Here is a 19,457-nt window from a genome sequence, read left to right as displayed (position 1 = left end):
TATCTTTCACTACTTCAATCATTTTTTTATTTCTATTAAATCAATACCTTCCCTGTACAACTGATCGGGGTCCAAATCTAATTCTCCTGTCATTATTTCTATTCTTGTCCTAATTTAAATAACATGAAAGTGAGGAGGATCATGGTCATTGTAGTATAAGTAAATGGATATACCTCCAAATTCGCTGATCTTTGGCATGCGTTCATCCCTCTTTTTATTCTTTTATCACCGAGGTAAGTACAGTTTCAACTACCTTGCGAGAAGGGTTGTCTTTCCGACATTCGGTCGTCTATGTAGCTTAACCGCTTCCCAAATATGTTGTTCTTTGACATGGAGGGAGGCATTCAAATCGGCAATGGTTCTGGCAAGGCGAATAATCTTTATCTGCGTTCGATTGCTCCAAGAGTGTTTTGAGGAAAGTTTGTATAAAAAAGAAAGGTGTTCTTCAAGGGAGGGGCTTCCCTTCATTAACCTTTGATAATGGACTCTTCCGTTACATATTTCTTCTTTGTATCTTTCATACTGCCTGTACCGTGCACTATCCACGCGCTGTTGAACTGTATCGGAAGATTCATGTTGGTTTTGTTTATAGTCTTGCAGGTTCACTGGAGACAGGTTAAGAAACAGGTCAAACCTGTCTCTAATCGGTCCTGACAGCCTGTTTTGATAGGCTACAATTTGTTTTGGAGTACATGTACAGTAGTGAGTCAGTGAACCCATATAACCGCAGGGGCAGGGATTCATGGCACCTATCATGATGAATTCTGCAGGGTAGGTGACGGCGGAGTGCACTCTGGAGATTGTGACCTTACCGCTTTCGAGGGGCTGTCTTAGCATTTCCAACGTTTTCTTCGAGAACTCCGCTATTTCATCAAGGAAGAGGACGCCTCAATGAGCTAAAGAGATCTCGCCGGGTTTTGGATGTTGGCCACCTCCAATGATGGATACTCCGGAAGCTGAATGATGAGGGTGACGGTATGGGGGGCTTGAAGAATAACGATTTATACTTGTGCTAAGCTGGTACAAACTCATGACTTCAAATTGAGCTTCTTTGGTCAGTTTAGGAAGAATGGAGGGAAAGCTTTCTGCCAGCATACTCTTCCCACAGCCAGGTGGACCTATCATAAAGAGGTGATGTTCACCTGCCGCTGCAATTTCCAGTGCATGCTTTGCATGAGAATGTCCGATAATCTGGTTGAAATTGATGGGTGTGAAAGGATCCTCCTTCTTTTCATATCCCATTGGAACAATCGGTAGGATGCTTTTGCCCGAGAGATGCCCGATAACATCCTGCAAAGAGGACACGTATACGATTTCTAAGTCTTCGATTTTCAGAGGAGGCAGTTCAGGATCAAGAGGCATGTAGATTTTCCTGATTCCTATCTTCTTGGCTGCCAACACAGCTGGAAGCATTCCCTCCACTGTTTGTAAATGGCCATCCAAGGATAATGCACCCAAGAAAGCAGTTGATTCGGGACATTGACAGGTGATTTCCTTCATGCTCATGAGAATCCCCAGAGCCATTGAAAGATCATAAAGAGGACCTGTCTTTTTTAACTCGGATGGCGACAAGTTAATGATAATTCTCTGATTCAGAAGGGGGTAGCCCATCGAGTGAAGTGCTGCCGTGATCCGCTCTTTTGATTCTTTCACTGAAGCATCAGGCAATCCGACAGTAACAAATGCCTTTGTCCCCTGCATGGACCTTACTTCTACACTCACCTTATAGCCTTCTAAGCCTTTTAAACCAATACTAGTTACTTTACTAATCATGGATGTTCCTCCTATTCCCTTAATAGGTTTGATAACGGATCGAAATTTGCTTTTAAAAAAAAGAAATGGGGTGGATTGTTTATAAAGGTGGAAAGTTGCGGATAAATGGATCACCCGACTAAAAAAGGATACATAAAGTAGATTTCTTCGAAGGAGAGGAAATGAGCGAATAAGAACATACGTTCTATTTGTATGTTACTGTATTTGTTTAATGTTGTCAATATTTTCAAAATGGTTCTTAACCTTATTTTTCTCAGGGAAGCAAGAGAAGAACGAAATCGCTATCGCGATGGCTTAAAAGATTCCTTCCAACTAAAAAAAGGCAAAAAAAATGAAAAAGTATGTTCTTTTGTGGTATTGTTTAATCGCCAAACCAAACAATCCTTAGAAAGAAAATACTTTTTCATATGCCTATTATATCATCGAATTCCTCATATTTGTATACCCTTATTCTTATTACCAGAAATCGCCCACCTCCATAGAGTAGATGAATGTCCATTTATCTATTATTCTAGGAGGCTATTTACGTGGATTATCAGCAGAAAATTGAACTTTACTTCGAACTTAAAGGAACACCGGAATCCTCGAGGGAGTCCTATAGGCGGAGAATGAAGGCGTTTGTTTCGTTTATGGAAAAGCAAAATAAAAAAATCTCTGACACAACAGAAGAGGATATTCAACAATACATCCTTTTTCTGAAACAAGTGAAAGGACTCACCCCGGGGACGATTAACAACTACATTTCTTCGATTAAATTCTTCTACACTTACGTGTTAGAAAAGGAATGGAACCCAAACAAACTTCCCAGGATGAAAAGAATCAAAAAGTTCCCTGTCGTTCCACCTAGGGAAGATGTCCTTAGGCTTATCAACTCCTGTCGAAACATTAAGCATAAGGCCATTTTCTATTTAATCTATAGTAGTGGGCTTCGCGTAAGCGAAGTCGCCCAACTGAAGATCAAGGATATATGTAGTAAATCCATGAGTATCCGGGTTGACGATGCCAAGCATAATACGAACCGATATACCATCCTATCAGAATCAGCACTTATCGTGCTTCGAGAGTATTTCAAAGCTTCTTTCAAAGGGAGACCCTTCAAACCGGACGATTGGTTATTCCCTAGTAGTAAAAATTCCTCGGGACACATTCATATTAAAACAATTAAAAACACCATCATTAAACAGCGGGATAAGATAGAGTTGGACACTACTATTTCGTCTCATACGTTAAGACACTGTTTTTCGACTCATTCTTTGGAAGATGGGGTTGACCCTGTATACATTCAACAGATGCTTGGTCATAAAAACCTTAATACGACACTTGCTTATTTACACATGACCTCAAAAAGTTTGATGGGCGTTAAAAGTCCTTTAGATAATCTGGGAAAAGACCAACGATGAGTACGGTTCAAGAACTGTTTCATACCTTCTATCCGACTTACAAAGAAACATATAAACTCTCTATGGAACAAGCAAAGGCAGCCACAAACATGATGAACTGCCGGACCGCCGCCATGGGTGGACATTCTTACGAATGTGAGTCCTGTAGTCATTCCTTAGTACGGTATAATTCCTGCCGAAATCGGCATTGTACCCTATGCCAGGGAGTAAATAAGGATATTTGGGTCGATCAACGAAAAAAAGATATTCTCGATGCCCCTTATTTTCATGTCGTGTTTACGATGCCGGAACAGCTACATATGTTGATCTACCATAATCAGAAACTCCTTTATGATTTAATGTACAAAGCTGTCGCCGAAACGCTAACCGAACTGGCAGGTGATAAAAAGTACTTGGGAGCACAGATTGGGTTTTTCTCTGTTTTACACACCTGGGGGCAAAACCTTCATTATCACCCTCACATCCATACCGTTGTATTGGCCGGTGGACTAAATGATCGAAATCAGTGGCGCCGTTCAAGTGAGAAATTCTTTATTCCAGTGAAGGTACTGTCTAAAAAGTTTCGGGGAAAGTATCTCTATTACCTGAAACAATACTATCAACAGAAACAATTGAGATTCTTTAACGAGTCCAAGAAGTATCAAGATGCGAAGTCTTTTCAAGCATTGATCGATGAGTGTTACCAAAAAGATTGGTATAGCTATATGAAAAGGACCTTCTCAGGACCTATCGCCGTCATGGAGTACCTTGGTCGTTACACTCATCGAATTGCCATTTCTAATAATCGTATTGTCTCAGCCAACGATCAATCGGTCACGATTCAAGTGAAGGATTATAAACGTAACAATCAAAAAAAGACCGTAACCCTGAAGGGTGTAGAATTTCTCCGTCGCTTTCTCATGCATATTCTACCGAAGGGATTTGTGAAGATTAGACACTATGGCCTCTTGGCTAACCGGAATAAAAAGACCAAGCTGAAACTCTGTCGAAAGCTAACGAAGAGCCCTACGTATAAACCATTATTTGAAGGATTAAGCAAGATTGAAATTCTTTCTATTCTTATCAAAAAGGATGTTTCCCTCTGTCCTTCCTGTAAAAAAGCACATTTAACAGAGGCTATACCATGATTGTAAACAACCGAATATCTTCTTTGAAAAGCCTCTTAAGTGGGGAGGGGGAACCTATACTCTTCACAGTCCCGGAAGGGATTTAGTTTACTCTTTCCCCGGAAAAACATCAAAAAACAGGAAGATTTCGTTACCGATCAGCCGATTGAAATTCCATAGCTGGGGACCGCGACTTCCTTCTTCCTGGCAATCAAAAATTTTGCGTGCGTTCTTATTACAAATATAAAGTGAAAAGATCCAACTAGATTATTACCCTAGTTGGATCTTTTTGCGCGCAAAACTTCCGATTGACCCCTTTAAGAACCGTCCCCTCGCTTCCTTAACTAAACATTTCCAATTTATTGCCGATATGTTAAGATGTAGCAGTATTTTAACTATTTCGTTATTTTATATATATTGATATCGGAGGATAGTGTATGGTTTTTGATGGTATTTTAATTGCGATTATCATCGGGTTTATCCGGGGTGGCAGCTTTAAGAGATTTGCAGATATTCGGTTTAAGATGGGATGGGTCTTCCCTGTGTTGCTTGTCATCCAGCTGGCTATTTTCTATTTGCAGAATAAGGTGGAATGGGTAGGGGAGGTTAGTAATCTCTCATTTATGATTGTATATGTCATCGGGCTTGTCTTTCTATGGGTGAATCGTCATCACCCTTATTTCATCTGGATTTTCATAGGCGTATTATTGAATTTCATCGTCATGGCCATAAATGGCGGGAGAATGCCTGTTTCAATGGAAGCGGCGGCGGTCATCGATCCCCATTACCTGGAGGCGACGAAGAACGCTCTATACGCCAAGCATACCCTCGTCACAGAATCTACGAAGCTCGCTTATTTAGGGGATATCATCCCTCTATCGGCCCCTTACCCCCGCGAACAGGCGATCAGTATCGGGGATGTGGTGATGAATATCGGTGTCTTCCTATTTATTCAATCCGTGATGGTCAAGAAGAAGGACAAACTCGTCACCCATAAGACGTCATTTTAAGGAGGTGAGATTATAATGAAAAATAGAACAAAGAATGCTATCATTAACCTAGTTATCATTGGTTCTGCTGTTGTTGCCCTGACTTCCGGGTGGAAGTTCTGGTAAAAAATAAAGGGCTGATCACGGATCCTGTTATATCAGGGTCTGGGGTCAGCCCTAATATGTTAAGGTGAGCGTGAATAGTGTGAAAGTAAAACGATTCAAATTAGAAAATATATATATTGCCTTTATTTCCCTCATAGGTGTTCTCCTGTTCGTCCAGCATCTTAACCCCGAAGTGGACGATCTATCAAACTGGGTGCTCATTTATACCCTTGTCGGAGCGATTTTGCTATTAAATCATTTTAATATCATCATTCCTCTTTCCGGCAACACCCTTTCCATGGATTCCTCCATTTATTTAGCAGGCCTTTTTTTATTTGGCCTTAAGATTCCATTATTGGCACTTGTGATCAGTAGTCTTGTATTTTTACTGATCCGGTTCCAATTGGCATGGTGGAAACACCTCTTTAACTTTGCCAATTACTCCCTTATGCTGATCTGTACGTATTACACCTTTATTTTTACAGGTGGGACAGTCGGCGGCACGAATATTCAGAACATCCTTCCCTACGCTCTTTCCTTAAGCGTCTATTTCATATTGAACGTCGTGATCATGTGGTTTTATTTTTACCTGGCTCAGAAGCCTTCCCTCAAAACGATTATACGGACCGCTTTTCAAAAGCAGCTCATGCAGGAGGTCTTCACCAGTTACCTGTGTACGCTGGTCCTATCGCTCGTATTGACGATCCTGATCAGCCAGCAGCCGATATTCGGGATTTTCCTCTTCCTGACCCTTGCGATTATGCTGTCATTCGCCTTCAGGAACTTCTTCAATTTGTATAAAGAAGAAGAAGCGAAGGCCAAGAGGGATTTCTTAACGGGCTTATACAATCACGGTTACTTTAAGCTTCGTCTTGATGAGATGCTTTCAGAAAACCTCCATCACTCCTTTTGTGTAGCACTGATCGATTTGGATGACTTCAAGAAGTACAATGATGCGAACGGACATATCCAAGGGGACGAGCTCCTCAAGTTTTTCGGATCATTTATGGTCGAGAAAACGAGCGGGCTTCCTTATATAGCCGCCCGTTACGGCGGTGAGGAGTTCGGTCTGATCCTGCCTCACACATCCATGCGGGAAGCGTACGCTTTTTTGAATAAAATCAGAAAAGAAATCAATGATACTTATTTTCAAGGGGTGGAGCATTCTCCACTGGGCTGTATTTCCTTCTCTGCAGGAATCGTGGAATATGAGAACGGCACATACAGCTCGTCTGAATTGCTAACCAAGGCGGATAAAGCCCTCTACTTTGCGAAGTCCCAGGGGAAGAATATCATCAAGGAATATAGAGAAGATCAGGTCTACCACCAGGACTGCGAGCATGCAAAGGAAATCGATGCACTTGAGCAGCAGCTGCAGATTTTCCTATCAAAAGATGTATACACTTATCAGCACAGCAAACGCGTCTTTTCCTATGCGACTGAAATGAGTGAACGGTTGAATCTGAGCAGCGCAGAACGACGCATCCTTATTCTCGGGGCGTTGATCCATGATATCGGGAAGCTTGAGATTCCCCGGGATATCATCAATAAAAAAGGGAAACTCGATCCTCACGAGTGGGAAATGATGAAGAAGCATGTCAGCTATGGAAAAGAAATCATGGCTTCCATTAAAAAGTATGATGAGCTCCTCCCGCTGATCGAGCTTCACCATGAACGCTATGACGGAAAAGGGTATCCATACGGCCTGCGTGAAAAGAACATTCCAAAGCTTGCCCGGATCCTCTGTATCATCGATTCCTTCGATGCCATGACAACCGAGCGGCCATATCAGAAAACGAAAAGCTTTGCAGAAGGAATCCAGGAACTAAAGAAGTGCTCAGGTCAGCAATTCGATCCGGAATTCGTGGAACCATTCATAGAAATGATTGAGGAGAACTATTTAGCAGGGGAGCAGAGGGGGGAGCAGAGGGACGGTTCTTCTGCTTCCAAAAACCCCCACTCACTTTAGAAATATGGACAAAAAAGAAGCGAGAGAACCGTCCCCTCGCTTCTTATACAAAAGATTCTTCCTTTACCGCCTTATTTACATTGACAGTTTCTTTCACTATGTAAATCGGGCGGTTTTTGCTTTCATCATAAATTCTTGCAATATATTCCCCGACGATCCCCATTCCAAGAAGTTGGACCCCGCTAAAGAAGGTGATGGCCACCATGATGGAAGCCCAACCGGTTTCCACCCCTTGTCCAAATAGCTTCACTGCAATTGCATATACAAGAACGAAAAAGGAAATCACAACCGACGCGAAGCCCAGGGTCATCATTAACTTTAATGGCTTGGTAGAAAAGGCAATGATCCCATCCGAAGCAAACCTGATCATTTTTTTCAGTGGATATTTTGTCTCCCCGGCAAACCGCTCATCACGTTCATATTCAATAAAGGTTTGGTTAAACCCGACCCAGGAAAACATCCCCCTTACAAACCGGTTGCGCTCGGTCATCGTTTTGAACACATCCGCTGCCTTTCGATCAATGATGCGGAAATCTCCCGTGTCCTTGGGTATATCGATATCGGACATATAATTGAGGAACTTATAGAAGTACTTGGCCGTCAAAAGCTTGAATTTCGTTTCACCGGATCTCTTTTTCCGTTTCGCATACACGATCTCATAGCCCTCTTTCCATTTGGCTATAAGATCAGGTATGACCTCGGGCGGATCCTGAAGATCGGCATCAATAATCACGATCGCATCCCCTGAAGCATAATCGATGCCCGCAGTCACGGCCGTCTGATGACCAAAGTTCCGTGCGAAATTCACGATTTTCGCCTGGCTGTCCTTCAATGCAATCTCGTTCAAAATGTCCAGCGTCCGATCGGTACTGCCATCGTTGACAAAAATAAACTCATAACGGAGATGATGGTCTGTCACCACGTTCTTCAATCGATTGTAGCATTCCTGTGCCACTTCCTCTTCAAAATACATAGGAACGACAATTGAAATTAACTCTTGCATAATATCCTCCAACTTTCATTTTAGTGGCTGCCCTTTGGCTGCGAAGGTCCACCTGGCATTCAATAGGTAGTTCAATACAAATCCGGAGACGATGGCCACTATATTCGCAAGCACCGGATGAACTCCTCCTAAATGGACCAGCAGATACAATATCAATGTATTAAACCCGAGAGTGAATATATTCACCAAAGCAAACTTTAAAAAAACATCCCTCTTCGCTTCACCAGCATCGAACACCCATTTCTTATTCCAATAATAGCTGTTCAGTACCCCCAGCACATACCCCAAGACGTTCGCCAGAAGATAATGGACCCCAATATAAATAAAGAGCATATAGCTCCCCAATGTTATCAATGTATTAAAAACACCGACTGTCCCGAACTTCAGGAACCTTTTCATTCTATCGATCTCCTACTCTTTCTTTCTCGGTTAAAGATACCAATAATTAAAGTGTATATCAATCATGATCCTTAATGAAATGCCAAACTTTACAATTCTTTTACAATAGAATGGGAAAAGGCTGTCCCAAATGGATCTGGCTTTGATATAGTAGAACATGTATTTTTTAAAAAGGAGGCAAAGTATGGGTTCTTCCATCTTTCATTTTTTACATAAATTCTTTTACATCATTTTCTTTGGATTGATCTTATTTCTAGTCGGTCTAAATGTTTATATGAGTAGAGGCTACAGTACATTAAGCCTCGATACACCTTCCTATTTCAATCTCATCACCCTGGTGACTGCCGTGCTATTGGCCGTGGCGATATTTTATTTTCGCCGGAAACTGATTGAATTGCTCGGTAAAATCCCTGTTTTATACGGGGTCTCCTGTTTATTGGGGATAAGTCTGATTCTCCAGATGTTCACGATAAAAGAATTGAACGTCCACCCCACCTGGGATTTCGGTGAAATAGTAACCAGTGCGAAACTTCTCGCTGAGAAAGGGGAAATCGGGGACTATTTCACGATGTACCCGAATAATATACTGCTCGTCTGTATCCTGGCGGTGATTGGCAAGATCATCCCCCCTTCCCTGCTCGTCTTCCAGCTCTTTAATGTAATGGTCATCACGATTAGCCAACTCCTTATCTACCGTATCGCATCCAAACTGGCGGGACGGGCAGTGGGGATGGCAAGTCTACTGGTCAGTGTCTTTTTCTTTCCTTACTTCTTCTATGCGCCGATTGTTTATACAGACACCATTTCATTGATCTTCCTTCTATTGCCGTTGGATTTAATGCTGAGCAGGAACGGGGAATTGAAACATAATCCCTTCTTAATGATTGCCGCTTCAACCATTTTTTCATTGGGGATGTTATTAAAAGGGTCTCTGATCATTTTCATCATCGCTTTCGCCATCATTCTTTTCCTATATATGAGCAGATGGAAAAAGCTTTATGCCCTCATTCCATTCATCGTCCTTTTTATTGTAAAATCCATATTCACCGCCGGCATTTATCAATGGGGGTTGCTGGATGAGGAAAAGGTGGAACAACGAAGCATGCCCGTCACGCACTGGATGGTGATGGGACAAAATGAAGACCGGTTAGGGAAGTACGCCCAGCCCGATGTAGACTGGACCACCAGTCTATTAAAGAATCATTCAAGAGAAGAAGTCACGGAAGCTCACTTACAAGAACTAAAGAAACGCCTAGCCGATAAAGGAGTTGCCGGGAACCTTGCATTCAATATCGAAAAAATCGGCCACACCTGGACGGACGGTACGTATTACTCATTAAATAAACTGAGGAGATACCCAGTCCATCCGGAAAACTTTCAACGTTTGACCGATTATAAATCAGGACATCTGCTCCAAGCATATGCAAGAGTGCAACACCTCTTGCTGTTCTTCGGACTGCTGATGGCACTGAGGCTGAGGGGCAACCACCCTTTCACCTCCTTCGCCATGCTGTCCATCATCGGGTTCTTCCTCTTCTTCATCCTATGGGAAACCCGATCCCGGTACCTCGTCAGCCTCACCCCCCTCCTCATCATACTGAGCTGCATGGGGTATCTGGGAAGAGGGGAAGCAGGGGGACGGTTCTTCTGCTTCCAAAAACCCCATTCACTTTAGAAATATGGACGCAAAAAAGAAGCGAGAGAACCGTCCCCTCGCTTCCCCCGCTTTCCCCTCAAACCAACTCCACAATCCAATACCCATGGAGGAGACAGGTATACGTGTAGGCAATCGCAGCGACTACCGTAAAACTTCCTAACGTACGGGATGTCTTTTTCTTTGTGTCCAGATGATAAAGGATGACCAACAGCAGGATGGATAGTAGAACCTTAAGAACTAAAAATAACAAAGGTGTTGTATTGTAAATGGTATTCATGAGGGGATTGCTCTCGGTGATGTAGTTGTTGTTCAGACCATAAAGTGTGAAGGCTGTATCCAGGAGGTTTAGGGAAGCGACATAAATAAGCAGGATCTTCATAGGTTTATTCTCCTTAGGGACTTTTGTTCTTTTTGAAGAACATTTAAACTTATTATATTATAAATATCGTCATAAACCTAACTATTTCATTCTTTATAAAGAACAAAGTAGGAGCACGGGGACGGTTCTGATGCTTCCTTTACACAAAAGGAAGCACGAGAACCGTCCCCGTGCTCCCCCTGCAATCTGTTACACTAAGGTTAAAAGATTCAAGAAGGTGCTACCATGGACTACTCAGTAATCGGAACCAAAATTAGAGAAATGAGGAAGGTGGTCGGGCTGACGCAAGGAGACCTGGCTGAGGGGATTTGTACCCAGGCGCTCATCAGCCGGATTGAAAAGGGGGACATTTATCCAAGTGCCACGGCTCTTTATCAAATTGCGGTTAAACTTGGAGTCGACATCAATTATTTCTTTGAAATCGGGACCAACCCCAGGCTGGATTATATACGGGAAGTCGAGAGGCAATTGAAAACCTTAAGAGACACATGGAATTATAAAGGGATGATCGATTTGGTAAAAGTCGAGGAAAAAAATCCCCTTTTCTATAAAGATAACGACAAGCTTCAGTTACTCTACTGGCACAAAGCGATTTACCTATATGAAGAGAAGAAAGAAATCGAGTCGGGTTTCACCCTTTTACATAAAGCGTATCATCTGACCGCCCACCCAAAGAAGGCTATGTCCGAGAGAGAAATGCAAATCCTTTCAACGATTGGCACGTTTCACGCTTCCCTACATCACCATGACAAAGCACTTTATTATTATCACCAAGTGGAAACCGCCATAGAAACGACGGTACAACTACAAGAAAAGGTCATCAAAACGAAATTGTTTTGTAGTATGGCCAGGGTCTTGACCCGCTGCGAAAGATTGAAAGAATCCACTGATTATTGCCTGAAAGCAATCAAATGGTGTTTTGATGAAGAGCTTCTATGGGGGATAGGTGAGCTTCACTACCAAATCGGCTATAACTATGAACTGATGAATGACATAGAAAAAGCCCTTTTCTATATGAAGCGGGCCTTTCATATGTTTGAACTGCGGGATGAAAAGGTGCATATAGACTTTGTTGAGAAGAAGATGGAGAAGCTGAGGCAGCAGCAGGAAGCATAGGGACGGTTCTCTTGCTTCCAATCTTGACTTACTTAATCCTTTTGAAAGGTTGATGATGTATGCCCGTAATACGACATGAAATTTTTATCAATGCACCCATCCACGTTTGCTTTGACTTAGCAAGAAATGTAGATGTACATACCGAAACGACAAGGAAAACAAAGGAAAGAGCGATTGACGGTGTGACAAAGGGAGTGATGGAAGAAGGCGATTCCGTTACGTGGGAAGCTATCCATCTAGGAATCAAACAAACCTTAACAGCCAAGATCATAGAGATGAAAAAACCCTATCAGTTTACGGATGTCATGGTAAAGGGAGCATTTCACTCATTCACACATGTACACGAATTTATTGAAAGTCGCACAGGGACAATCATGAAAGATACCTTTACTTATCAATCTCCCCTCGGCGTGCTGGGAGTCATTGCTGATAATGTATTCTTAGAGAAATATATGAGAAATTTCATTGTCAGTCGTGCGATAGAGCTAAAAAAGATTGCTGAGAAATGAAGCATGGGGACGGACCTTCTCCTTCCTCCAAATCGCTAAAAAAAGCACGAGAACCATCCCCTTGCTCCCAAAAAGATTATACACATCCCTCAACGGGTATATTGTCTTGTAGACTATATAACTAAGAAAGGATGATTCTGTGCTAACAACGATTTCGTGGATTTTTCTGGGGATAGGACTGCTGTCTTCCATCATTATATTAGTGGACGTATTCAAGCATCCTCAGAAGATGAAAATCATGAATGTGGTCTGGCCGATCAACGGATGGTTTTTCGGACCGATTGCTCTGTGGACGTACTTTAAGTGGGGTCGGGTGAAAGCGAAGAATCTAGAGAAGGAAGACAATCGCGGCCATGGGGCGAAAGTGTTCGTCTCCACCAGCCACTGCTCGGCAGGTTGTTCCTTCGGTGACGCGGTCGGTGTTCCAATCGTTGCCATGACCGGACTCATGATTGCCGGTTCTACCTTATTTGCTCATTATACTGTGGAATTTATACTTGCCTACTTATTCGGCGTCATCTTTCAATTCTACTCCATTTACCCTATGAACAAGGAGGATGGAAAGCTCAACGCCTTCAAACAGGCAATCAAAGCCGACTCACTTTCCCTGATCGCCTTTGAAGTGGGAATGTTCGGATGGATGGCCATCGTCCATTATCTGCTATTCACTGAGCCGCCGAAGCCGACAGAACCCACGTATTGGTTCATGATGCAGATTGCGATGATATTAGGATTTCTGACGAGTTATCCGGCGAACCAGTGGTTGATTAAGAAGGGATTGAAGGAAGCGATGTGAGGGGCCAGAGGGACAGGTCCCCCGGCTCTCATCGCAAATTTGATTCAAGTCCGGACCGAGGGATCTGCTAGCCCTAACTATAATTAAACAACTGTTTACATACTTCATAAGCTTAATAGCAACAATCCCCACGATTAATCAAACGATTGTTTAAAACCGTTGCCGGGTCCGTTGGCTTCTCTAGTCATAAAAGATGACTTTAATGACGTATAATCTAAAATGACAATCAAAGGAGGAGCACCCATGGGAAAAGAAAAGGAAAGTCTATCAGAAGAGGTTAGGAAAAAGGATGCTGCTTTCGAAAAAGAAATGGCGGAACGCGATAAGAATATAAAGGAATGGAAAAAGAAGATTTTGGATGATGAGGAGTAAGCGGGACAAGTAAGTTGGGGTATATGTCCCTAATCCACTAGCACCTGTAATGGAAAAGGAAGCGCAGGTCGATCGGTCCCCACGCTTCCAAAAGTCTTTCAATACGTCTATATTTGCCATGGATCCTGGCTTTTGATTTATCGTTTCACTGTGAATTTTTTTGGAATCGTTGATAGCGTCAATCCACACTCATCCCGTCAGATTCATGGGTATATCGTCATCACTATTTTTAATAATCCATCCCTTTTTGAAAATGATTACCCCAAGCTTACTGGAAAGTGCCAAGGGATCTGTCCCCCTGCATACATCAAACAAACCCTTTATTCAGGAGGAGACACGTTGGGTTATACTGTTAAAATGAGAAGGTCGTTTACACAGAAAAAGCCGAGGGATCTGTCCCCTCGGCTCTCTCCAGTATCACTTATTGAATCTGAACTAAACTATTATCCAATGCGTCCACCACTTTATCCGCTACGGCCCCAGGTCCACCCCATAAGATGAAACGAGAATAATCTCTCAGAAGGGATTGGGTAGGGGTCGGGATAGACTGGTCGCTTACCAATAATATTGGCACATTATGTTTAGCTGCCAGTGCAGCACCTGCAAGAGCATCAGGAAAATTCTTTCCTGTCGCTACATACGCTGCGTTCTTCCCAACGGGTAAATGGTTGATGATCAACTTGGCTGTTTCATACCGGTCTTTTCCTCCGTAACGAACCGGATTTGGCAATTGACTTTCTACGAGCTCACTGACTGCTCCCGCTCCACCTACTACTATGGACGATGCTTTACTTGCCAATGCTTTTTTCGTCACATCCGGTAGGAACGATTCATCGGTTAATAGAATAGGAATACTATTTTTGGAGGCATATGGTGCCACAGACAGGGCATCAGGGAATTTTTTCCCGTTTGCAACGACGGCTTTCGTCGATGGTATTTCTTTCGCGATAAATGCAGCTGTCTCGTAACGATCTTTTCCGCCTATTCTTTTCACAGAAATCCCCAAGTATTTCAATTCATCTGTAACATGACTTGAAACAGCTCCTTCACCACCTAAGATGATGACCTTCTTCGCTTTAAGACGCTGCACTTCCTTCCACGTTGCAATGGGAAGTTGTTTCTGATCCGTCAAGAGGACCGGTGCGTTGTGATAATAAGCCAAAGGCCCCCCTGCCAGGGCATCCGGGAAGTCATTCCCTGAAACGAGCACAACGGTATCAGATGTTTTCCAACCATGCTGAGAAATTCCGACGGCTGTATCGAAACGTTTGGCACCTTGAATCCGATCCGTTAACTCCTGGACTTTGAACGCATAGTTCATCCCTGGCGTACCCCAATTATTCTCAATCCGCACATAATATGTTCCCGCAGGAAGGTCCAGTCTCTCTTCATCAGGACCATATTCCGCAAAATTGTAATCCGTATCGAGGTCTACATACTCTTTTCCATTTTCATCGACGAGTTTAATGTTCCATGAACCTTGAGCGTACCTGTCTATGCTTAAGGCAACATTATTGGCACGATTTAACGTGAAAGTGAAATAGTCAATATCATCATGGGCTTGTATCTGTCCTTTGTAAGCTCTATTGATTTGCATGGCAGAAGCAGCTTCAGCCTTGTCGTTAAACTCTTTTTCATAGAAGTCGTTCGCTGTTTGCTGAACAATGAACGTATAAGGGACTCCTTTGGATTGGTATTCCTCGGTACTCACTTTAATAAAATGTTCACCAGCAGGCAGCCCGATACTTACCTCTTCATACCCAGTGACCCCAGAATGGTTTCTTGTGAAAAAATGTGTATAAGGATGCCCGTCCTTATCCGTGATTTCCACATTCCACGTAGCTCCCTCTGCCCGATTAAATCGAATCACCGTATTTCCCGCTTTATCCAGATTGAATCGATAATAGTCTACATCCACCGTCGTTTCCAACGTTCCTTCATTTTCCTGATCAAGAAGAATTGGAACAGCATCTTCCATTGTGTTCCCTTGGGAACCAGACGCTTCTACCGGTGCCCGGTTGTTCATTATTAAAACCAACATAGTCATCATACAAAAAATACTCAATACTTTCTTCAAAATTGGCCTCCTAATAACATGGATTTTTTTTACAACAACTCTATTATACTATGTCTTCTGAATCAACATTACCCATAATTGTCATTTTGTGTATTAATATATTAATATTAGAACCCGCAGACGTAAAATAAGCGGAGATTTTACGGTTACATTCTGAATGAAACTTGTTTTGGGGTAAATAAGCGGAGGTTTTCCGCCTATAAACAGAAAACATCAACCCTAATTGTATTTTTTTAGACAATAGGCGGAATTCTTCCGGCTATTTCACCCTTTTTTACTAGTAATAAAGAATTAAGCGGAATTTTTCCGACTTAGTAATAAAGAATTAAGCGGAATTTTTCCGACTATGGTTCGGCTCTGGTGCTTATCGTGATCTAAGGGCGGCCGCACTTAAATCCAGATGCCTATATCTGGAGCTTTTTATTGACCAGCTTATAACAATCAATATAACTGATCATCAAAACGATATTGCAAATGACTGAAGTAGTGCCCCCATTCTAAATATCTATCCCCCTGCTTCTCTAAAACTCCCTCCGAACCCTCTTCATAAACTCCCTCACCCTCCGCGAAGGAACACTATCCTTTCTCCTGATCAAGGCAAGCTGGAGCGGCTCTTTCCCGGTTCCTTCGATTTCAATTGGAATGATGGGTTGACTGGGATAGGGGGCACGTGTCCGGAATGAATAATCCATTCCAAGCGTCACAGCCACCCCGCTTTGGACCGCCCTCTTAATGGCCTCGATATTATTGGTCGTAAAAAGAATATCAATGGGGCCGTGGGGTGATAAAGTATCCATCGCGAATTGTTTAATGTAGTCATCGTTGTACAGGACGAGTGTTTCACCGATGAGCTGTCGCGGGTTGATTTGGTCAAATGACGCCAACGGAGAATGCTCATGAACACCCGCGACCATTTTCCCTTCCATAAGCTCTTCCGCCACGAGTTCATGATGTTGAACATGGAACGTTTCAGAGGTTAAAATCAGGCCAATATCCAGCTCGTTGTTCTCGACTCCTTCGACAATCTTTACCGGCCCCATTTCATGAATCTCCACTTTGACGTTCGGGTAATCGGTTCTATACTCCGAGACCACATCGATCAGAAGGTTGATGGGACCGGGGATGATGCCGATCTTCAATTCCCCGCCTAGTGTATCCGTGCACCGGTTCGCTTCTTCCTTCAGTTCCCCAATGGCAGCCAGGACATTGTCCACTTTCTTCATTATCATCTTCCCATCAGCCGTCAACGACGTCCCCTTTCGATTGCGGATAAAGATCTGTACTCCGAGCTCCTGCTCCAGCTTGCTGATGGACTGACTCACGGCTGACGCGCTCACATGCAAATGCTCCGCCGCCTTCGTAAGTGCCCCTGCCCTCGCAACCTCTGCCACATGCTCTAACTGTTCAATATTCAAGGTCCGTCCCTCCTTAAGTAATGCTTAACTAAATGTTAGTTTTATTAAATTATAATAAATTTATGTGAATGTTAAAATAAATTCAGATGTAAAAACAAGGAGGAAATACATATGACGAAAAAAGTAGCGGTCATTACAGGCGGAGCAAGCGGGATTGGAAGGGAAACTTCTCTGAAGTTTGCCAAAAAAGGCGACCGGGTTGTCGTTGCAGATTTTAATGAAGAATTGGGGAATGAAGCGGTCGAAATGATTCGTTCCGCGGGCAGCGAAGCCATCTTCATCAAAACAGACGTGTCCAACCATGAAGACGTAACCAGTTTAGTAGAAAAAACCGTCGAAGAATACGGAAGAATCGATATCATGTTCAATAATGCCGGAATCGGGTCACCCACACCTGTACTCGATATGGACATGGATGCTTACCACAGGATTATCAATATCAACCAGCACGGGGTCGCATACGGCATCATAGCAGCGGCTAAGAAGATGAAAGAACTGAACATCAAAGGCGTCATCATCAACACCACCTCCGTGTTCGGGGTCCTCGCATCACCAAACACTTTCGCCTACCACGCCACAAAAGGAGCCGTCAACATGATGACCAAATCAGCGGCGCTGGAACTGGCTCCATACGGCATCCGTGTCGTCGGCATCGCACCCGGAGTAGTAGACACTTCGATCATCCAAGGCTATAAAGACCACGGCATCATCGATTCCATGAAAGCAAAAGTCATGGGGAATAAACTCACCCAGCCAGAGCAACTGGCCAATGCAGTTTATCTTCTCTCATTGGAAGAAGCAGATGCCATCAACGGCAGCGTTGTAATGGCGGATGAGGGGTATGCCTCGTTTAAATAAGAAGCAGGGGAAGAAGCAGGGGGACGGTTCCTCGGCTTCCCCCTAAGATACAAAAGATGCAAGAGAACAACGAACTCGCTAACACGATGGCTTAAAAGATTCCTTCCACCTAAAAAAAAAGCAAAAAAAAGTATGTTCTTTTGTGGTATTGTTTAATCGCCAAACCAAACAATCCGTAGAAAGAACGTACTTTTTAATGTGCCTGTTATATCATCGAATTCCTCATATTTGTATACCATTATTCTTATTCCCAAAAATACACCACCTCCATAGAGTAGAATTCTAGGAGGCTATTTGCGTAGACACACCACGGAAGAAGATATAGAAGCAACAGAACCGTCCCCCTGCTTCCCCCTGCTTCTTGTGTTTTTTTATAGGGTTAGATATAGTGGGATAGATTGAATTTTCTGGGAGGAAACAAAATGAAATCCATTGTTGATATGGTCATCGTCATTCCCGCTTATAACCCTGATGAGAAATTGAAAATGTTGGTTGATGACATTATGGCAGCACATTTTTCACGAGTTATTGTTGTAAATGATGGTAGTAAAGAAGAATGTGCCGGCATTTTTAGAGAGTTGGAGGGCATTGATGAATGTGTGGTCTTATATCATAGTGTCAATCAAGGGAAAGGTCAGGCTTTAAAAACGGCCTTTGCATATTTTAAAGATCATTATCATGATTCACTTGGGCTTATTACCATTGACTCTGATGGTCAGCATACAGTAGAAGATATGAAGAAGGTCGCTGCTAAATTAGAAGACCATCCTAATAGCTTAGTATTGGGATCCAGAAATTTCTCAGAAGAAAATATTCCTTTGAGGAGCCGTTTTGGAAATAACCTTACGAAAGTCGTGGTCAAGTTCGCCAGTGGAATTAACGTTTCCGATACACAAACGGGTTTGAGAGGAATACCGGCAGTGTATGTGGATGATCTTCTAGAGGTAAAAGGTGACCGCTACGAATACGAGATGAACATGTTACTAGAATGTAAGAAGAAGAATATTAAGATTGAAGAAGTGAAGATTAAAACGATCTATATAGAAGAGAATAAGTCGTCTCATTTTAATCCAATCAAGGATTCTATCAAAATCTATTCCGTTTTCTTAAAGTTCATCGTGTCTTCCTTTGCATCATTTGGGGTGGATATCCTATTATTTACGTTTTTCACGTTGATGCTAAAGGATACACTACCAGAATCCTTCATCATTGTTTCAACGGTTCTGGCAAGAGTTCTATCTTCATTCATCAATTTTATGATTAATAGAAATGTAGTATTTCAATCAAACTCATCCCATACGATGATCAAATACTATGCCCTCAGTATTGTGCAGATGGGGATCTCAGCTCTGGCTGTACAGTATATCTATTCAGCGGTCAGTTCAGGAGAGGTATTTATCAAGATTATAGTAGATTCCCTTTTATTCCTTATTAGTTTTGTCATTCAACGAGAATGGGTATTCAAATAGAAGCAGGGGGACGGTTCTTCTGCTTCCCCAGAATATACAAAAGAAGCAAGAGAACCGTCCCCTTG

The 19,457-nt window shown here is 42.7% G+C and carries 18 protein-coding genes and 1 pseudogene; 11 read left to right on the top strand and 8 right to left on the bottom strand.

Annotated features, from left to right (window positions below; translation table 11 throughout):
• Positions 1–114 precede the first annotated feature (114 nt).
• The 3 genes and pseudogenes from ATG71_RS23945 to ATG71_RS06490 form a co-directional block, all read right to left on the bottom strand.
• On the bottom strand, positions 115–198 hold the full coding sequence (locus tag ATG71_RS23945) for a DUF4160 domain-containing protein (RefSeq protein WP_353616310.1): 84 nt from the start codon (positions 196–198) through the stop codon (positions 115–117).
• A gap of 51 nt (positions 199–249) precedes the next feature.
• On the bottom strand, positions 250–606 hold the full coding sequence (locus tag ATG71_RS23940) for a magnesium chelatase subunit ChlI family protein (RefSeq protein WP_353616309.1): 357 nt from the start codon (positions 604–606) through the stop codon (positions 250–252).
• 3 nt (positions 607–609) lie between these two features.
• A pseudogene (locus ATG71_RS06490) lies at positions 610–1,773 on the bottom strand (YifB family Mg chelatase-like AAA ATPase); the annotation flags it as partial.
• Positions 1,774–2,300: 527 nt separating this feature from the next.
• Between ATG71_RS06490 and ATG71_RS06485 the strand changes: the two are divergent.
• The 4 genes from ATG71_RS06485 to ATG71_RS06470 all read left to right on the top strand — a co-directional run bounded on the left by ATG71_RS06485 (position 2,301) and on the right by ATG71_RS06470 (position 7,342).
• Entirely contained in the window at positions 2,301–3,173 is an 873-nt protein-coding gene (locus ATG71_RS06485) for a tyrosine-type recombinase/integrase (RefSeq protein WP_286162935.1), read from the top strand.
• Positions 3,170–4,300, top strand: a complete 1,131-nt coding sequence (locus ATG71_RS06480; RefSeq protein WP_098438931.1) for an IS91 family transposase — start codon at positions 3,170–3,172, stop codon at positions 4,298–4,300. Before ATG71_RS06485 ends, ATG71_RS06480 begins: the two co-directional genes overlap by 4 nt.
• Before the next feature lie 416 nt (positions 4,301–4,716).
• Entirely contained in the window at positions 4,717–5,289 is a 573-nt protein-coding gene (locus ATG71_RS06475; RefSeq protein ID WP_098438930.1) for a DUF5317 domain-containing protein, read from the top strand.
• Positions 5,290–5,473: 184 nt separating this feature from the next.
• The gene (locus ATG71_RS06470; RefSeq protein ID WP_098438929.1) at positions 5,474–7,342 is read left to right on the top strand and encodes a diguanylate cyclase; all 1,869 of its coding nucleotides are present in this window, start codon (positions 5,474–5,476) and stop codon (positions 7,340–7,342) included.
• 43 nt (positions 7,343–7,385) lie between these two features.
• Here the strand turns inward: ATG71_RS06470 and ATG71_RS06465 are convergent, their stop codons facing one another.
• Both ATG71_RS06465 and ATG71_RS06460 read right to left on the bottom strand, forming a co-directional pair.
• Entirely contained in the window at positions 7,386–8,345 is a 960-nt protein-coding gene (locus ATG71_RS06465; RefSeq protein WP_098438928.1) for a glycosyltransferase family 2 protein, read from the bottom strand.
• Positions 8,346–8,360: 15 nt separating this feature from the next.
• A complete protein-coding gene (locus tag ATG71_RS06460) occupies positions 8,361–8,744 on the bottom strand; it encodes a GtrA family protein (RefSeq protein WP_098438927.1) in 384 nt (127 codons plus the stop codon).
• Positions 8,745–8,928: 184 nt separating this feature from the next.
• Here ATG71_RS06460 and ATG71_RS06455 point away from each other — a divergent pair, with 184 nt between their 5' ends.
• Positions 8,929–10,419: a glycosyltransferase family 39 protein gene (locus ATG71_RS06455; protein WP_098438926.1), complete on the top strand. Its 1,491-nt coding sequence runs from the start codon at positions 8,929–8,931 to the stop codon at positions 10,417–10,419.
• A gap of 58 nt (positions 10,420–10,477) precedes the next feature.
• On the opposite strand, the gene ATG71_RS06450 is transcribed toward ATG71_RS06455, so the two are convergent.
• Complete coding sequence (locus ATG71_RS06450) at positions 10,478–10,780, bottom strand: DUF5658 family protein (RefSeq protein WP_098438925.1); 303 nt, start codon at positions 10,778–10,780, stop codon at positions 10,478–10,480.
• A 225-nt stretch (positions 10,781–11,005) separates the two neighbouring features.
• Here ATG71_RS06450 and ATG71_RS06445 point away from each other — a divergent pair, with 225 nt between their 5' ends.
• The 4 genes from ATG71_RS06445 to ATG71_RS23670 all read left to right on the top strand — a co-directional run bounded on the left by ATG71_RS06445 (position 11,006) and on the right by ATG71_RS23670 (position 13,573).
• The gene (locus ATG71_RS06445; protein ID WP_098438924.1) at positions 11,006–11,896 is read left to right on the top strand and encodes a helix-turn-helix domain-containing protein; all 891 of its coding nucleotides are present in this window, start codon (positions 11,006–11,008) and stop codon (positions 11,894–11,896) included.
• 59 nt (positions 11,897–11,955) lie between these two features.
• A complete protein-coding gene (locus ATG71_RS06440; protein ID WP_098438923.1) occupies positions 11,956–12,405 on the top strand; it encodes an SRPBCC family protein in 450 nt (149 codons plus the stop codon).
• 139 nt (positions 12,406–12,544) lie between these two features.
• Entirely contained in the window at positions 12,545–13,201 is a 657-nt protein-coding gene (locus ATG71_RS06435) for a DUF4396 domain-containing protein (protein ID WP_098438922.1), read from the top strand.
• Positions 13,202–13,444: 243 nt separating this feature from the next.
• Positions 13,445–13,573: a hypothetical protein gene (locus tag ATG71_RS23670; RefSeq protein ID WP_286162933.1), complete on the top strand. Its 129-nt coding sequence runs from the start codon at positions 13,445–13,447 to the stop codon at positions 13,571–13,573.
• Positions 13,574–13,994: 421 nt separating this feature from the next.
• Here ATG71_RS23670 and ATG71_RS06430 read toward each other — a convergent pair whose 3' ends face one another.
• Both ATG71_RS06430 and ATG71_RS06425 read right to left on the bottom strand, forming a co-directional pair.
• Complete coding sequence (locus tag ATG71_RS06430) at positions 13,995–15,650, bottom strand: cell wall-binding repeat-containing protein (RefSeq protein ID WP_098438921.1); 1,656 nt, start codon at positions 15,648–15,650, stop codon at positions 13,995–13,997.
• A 521-nt stretch (positions 15,651–16,171) separates the two neighbouring features.
• Positions 16,172–17,065 (bottom strand): LysR family transcriptional regulator, encoded by an 894-nt coding sequence (locus tag ATG71_RS06425; RefSeq protein ID WP_098438920.1) that lies wholly within the window; start codon positions 17,063–17,065, stop codon positions 16,172–16,174.
• A gap of 111 nt (positions 17,066–17,176) precedes the next feature.
• Between ATG71_RS06425 and ATG71_RS06420 the strand changes: the two genes are divergently transcribed.
• Positions 17,177–17,923, top strand: coding sequence for an SDR family NAD(P)-dependent oxidoreductase (locus ATG71_RS06420; RefSeq protein ID WP_098438919.1), 747 nt, complete (start codon positions 17,177–17,179; stop codon positions 17,921–17,923).
• Between the two features lie 422 nt (positions 17,924–18,345).
• Positions 18,346–19,392 carry a bifunctional glycosyltransferase family 2/GtrA family protein gene (locus ATG71_RS06415; protein WP_098438918.1) on the top strand — a complete coding sequence of 349 codons (1,047 nt, stop codon included), beginning with the start codon at positions 18,346–18,348 and terminating at the stop codon, positions 19,390–19,392.
• Positions 19,393–19,457: the final 65 nt, after the last annotated feature.

The sequence above is a fragment of the Bacillus sp. es.034 genome (assembly GCF_002563655.1).
Classification (GTDB): domain Bacteria; phylum Bacillota; class Bacilli; order Bacillales; family Bacillaceae_B; genus Rossellomorea.
This window is presented reverse-complemented; position numbering and strand designations above follow the sequence as displayed.

What these genes read in the sequence shown, in the direction of transcription:
- ATG71_RS23945 (WP_353616310.1), bottom strand. Translation starts at nt 198, where the DNA reads ATGCCAAAGATCAGCGAATTTGGAGGTATATCCATTTACTTATACTAC.
- ATG71_RS06480 (WP_098438931.1), top strand. Translation starts at nt 3,170, where the DNA reads ATGAGTACGGTTCAAGAACTGTTTCATACCTTCTATCCGACTTACAAA.
- ATG71_RS06475 (WP_098438930.1), top strand. Translation starts at nt 4,717, where the DNA reads ATGGTTTTTGATGGTATTTTAATTGCGATTATCATCGGGTTTATCCGG.
- ATG71_RS06465 (WP_098438928.1), bottom strand. Translation starts at nt 8,345, where the DNA reads ATGCAAGAGTTAATTTCAATTGTCGTTCCTATGTATTTTGAAGAGGAA.
- ATG71_RS06460 (WP_098438927.1), bottom strand. Translation starts at nt 8,744, where the DNA reads ATGAAAAGGTTCCTGAAGTTCGGGACAGTCGGTGTTTTTAATACATTG.
- ATG71_RS06455 (WP_098438926.1), top strand. Translation starts at nt 8,929, where the DNA reads ATGGGTTCTTCCATCTTTCATTTTTTACATAAATTCTTTTACATCATT.
- ATG71_RS06450 (WP_098438925.1), bottom strand. Translation starts at nt 10,780, where the DNA reads ATGAAGATCCTGCTTATTTATGTCGCTTCCCTAAACCTCCTGGATACA.
- ATG71_RS06445 (WP_098438924.1), top strand. Translation starts at nt 11,006, where the DNA reads ATGGACTACTCAGTAATCGGAACCAAAATTAGAGAAATGAGGAAGGTG.
- ATG71_RS06440 (WP_098438923.1), top strand. Translation starts at nt 11,956, where the DNA reads ATGCCCGTAATACGACATGAAATTTTTATCAATGCACCCATCCACGTT.
- ATG71_RS23670 (WP_286162933.1), top strand. Translation starts at nt 13,445, where the DNA reads ATGGGAAAAGAAAAGGAAAGTCTATCAGAAGAGGTTAGGAAAAAGGAT.
- ATG71_RS06420 (WP_098438919.1), top strand. Translation starts at nt 17,177, where the DNA reads ATGACGAAAAAAGTAGCGGTCATTACAGGCGGAGCAAGCGGGATTGGA.
- ATG71_RS06415 (WP_098438918.1), top strand. Translation starts at nt 18,346, where the DNA reads ATGAAATCCATTGTTGATATGGTCATCGTCATTCCCGCTTATAACCCT.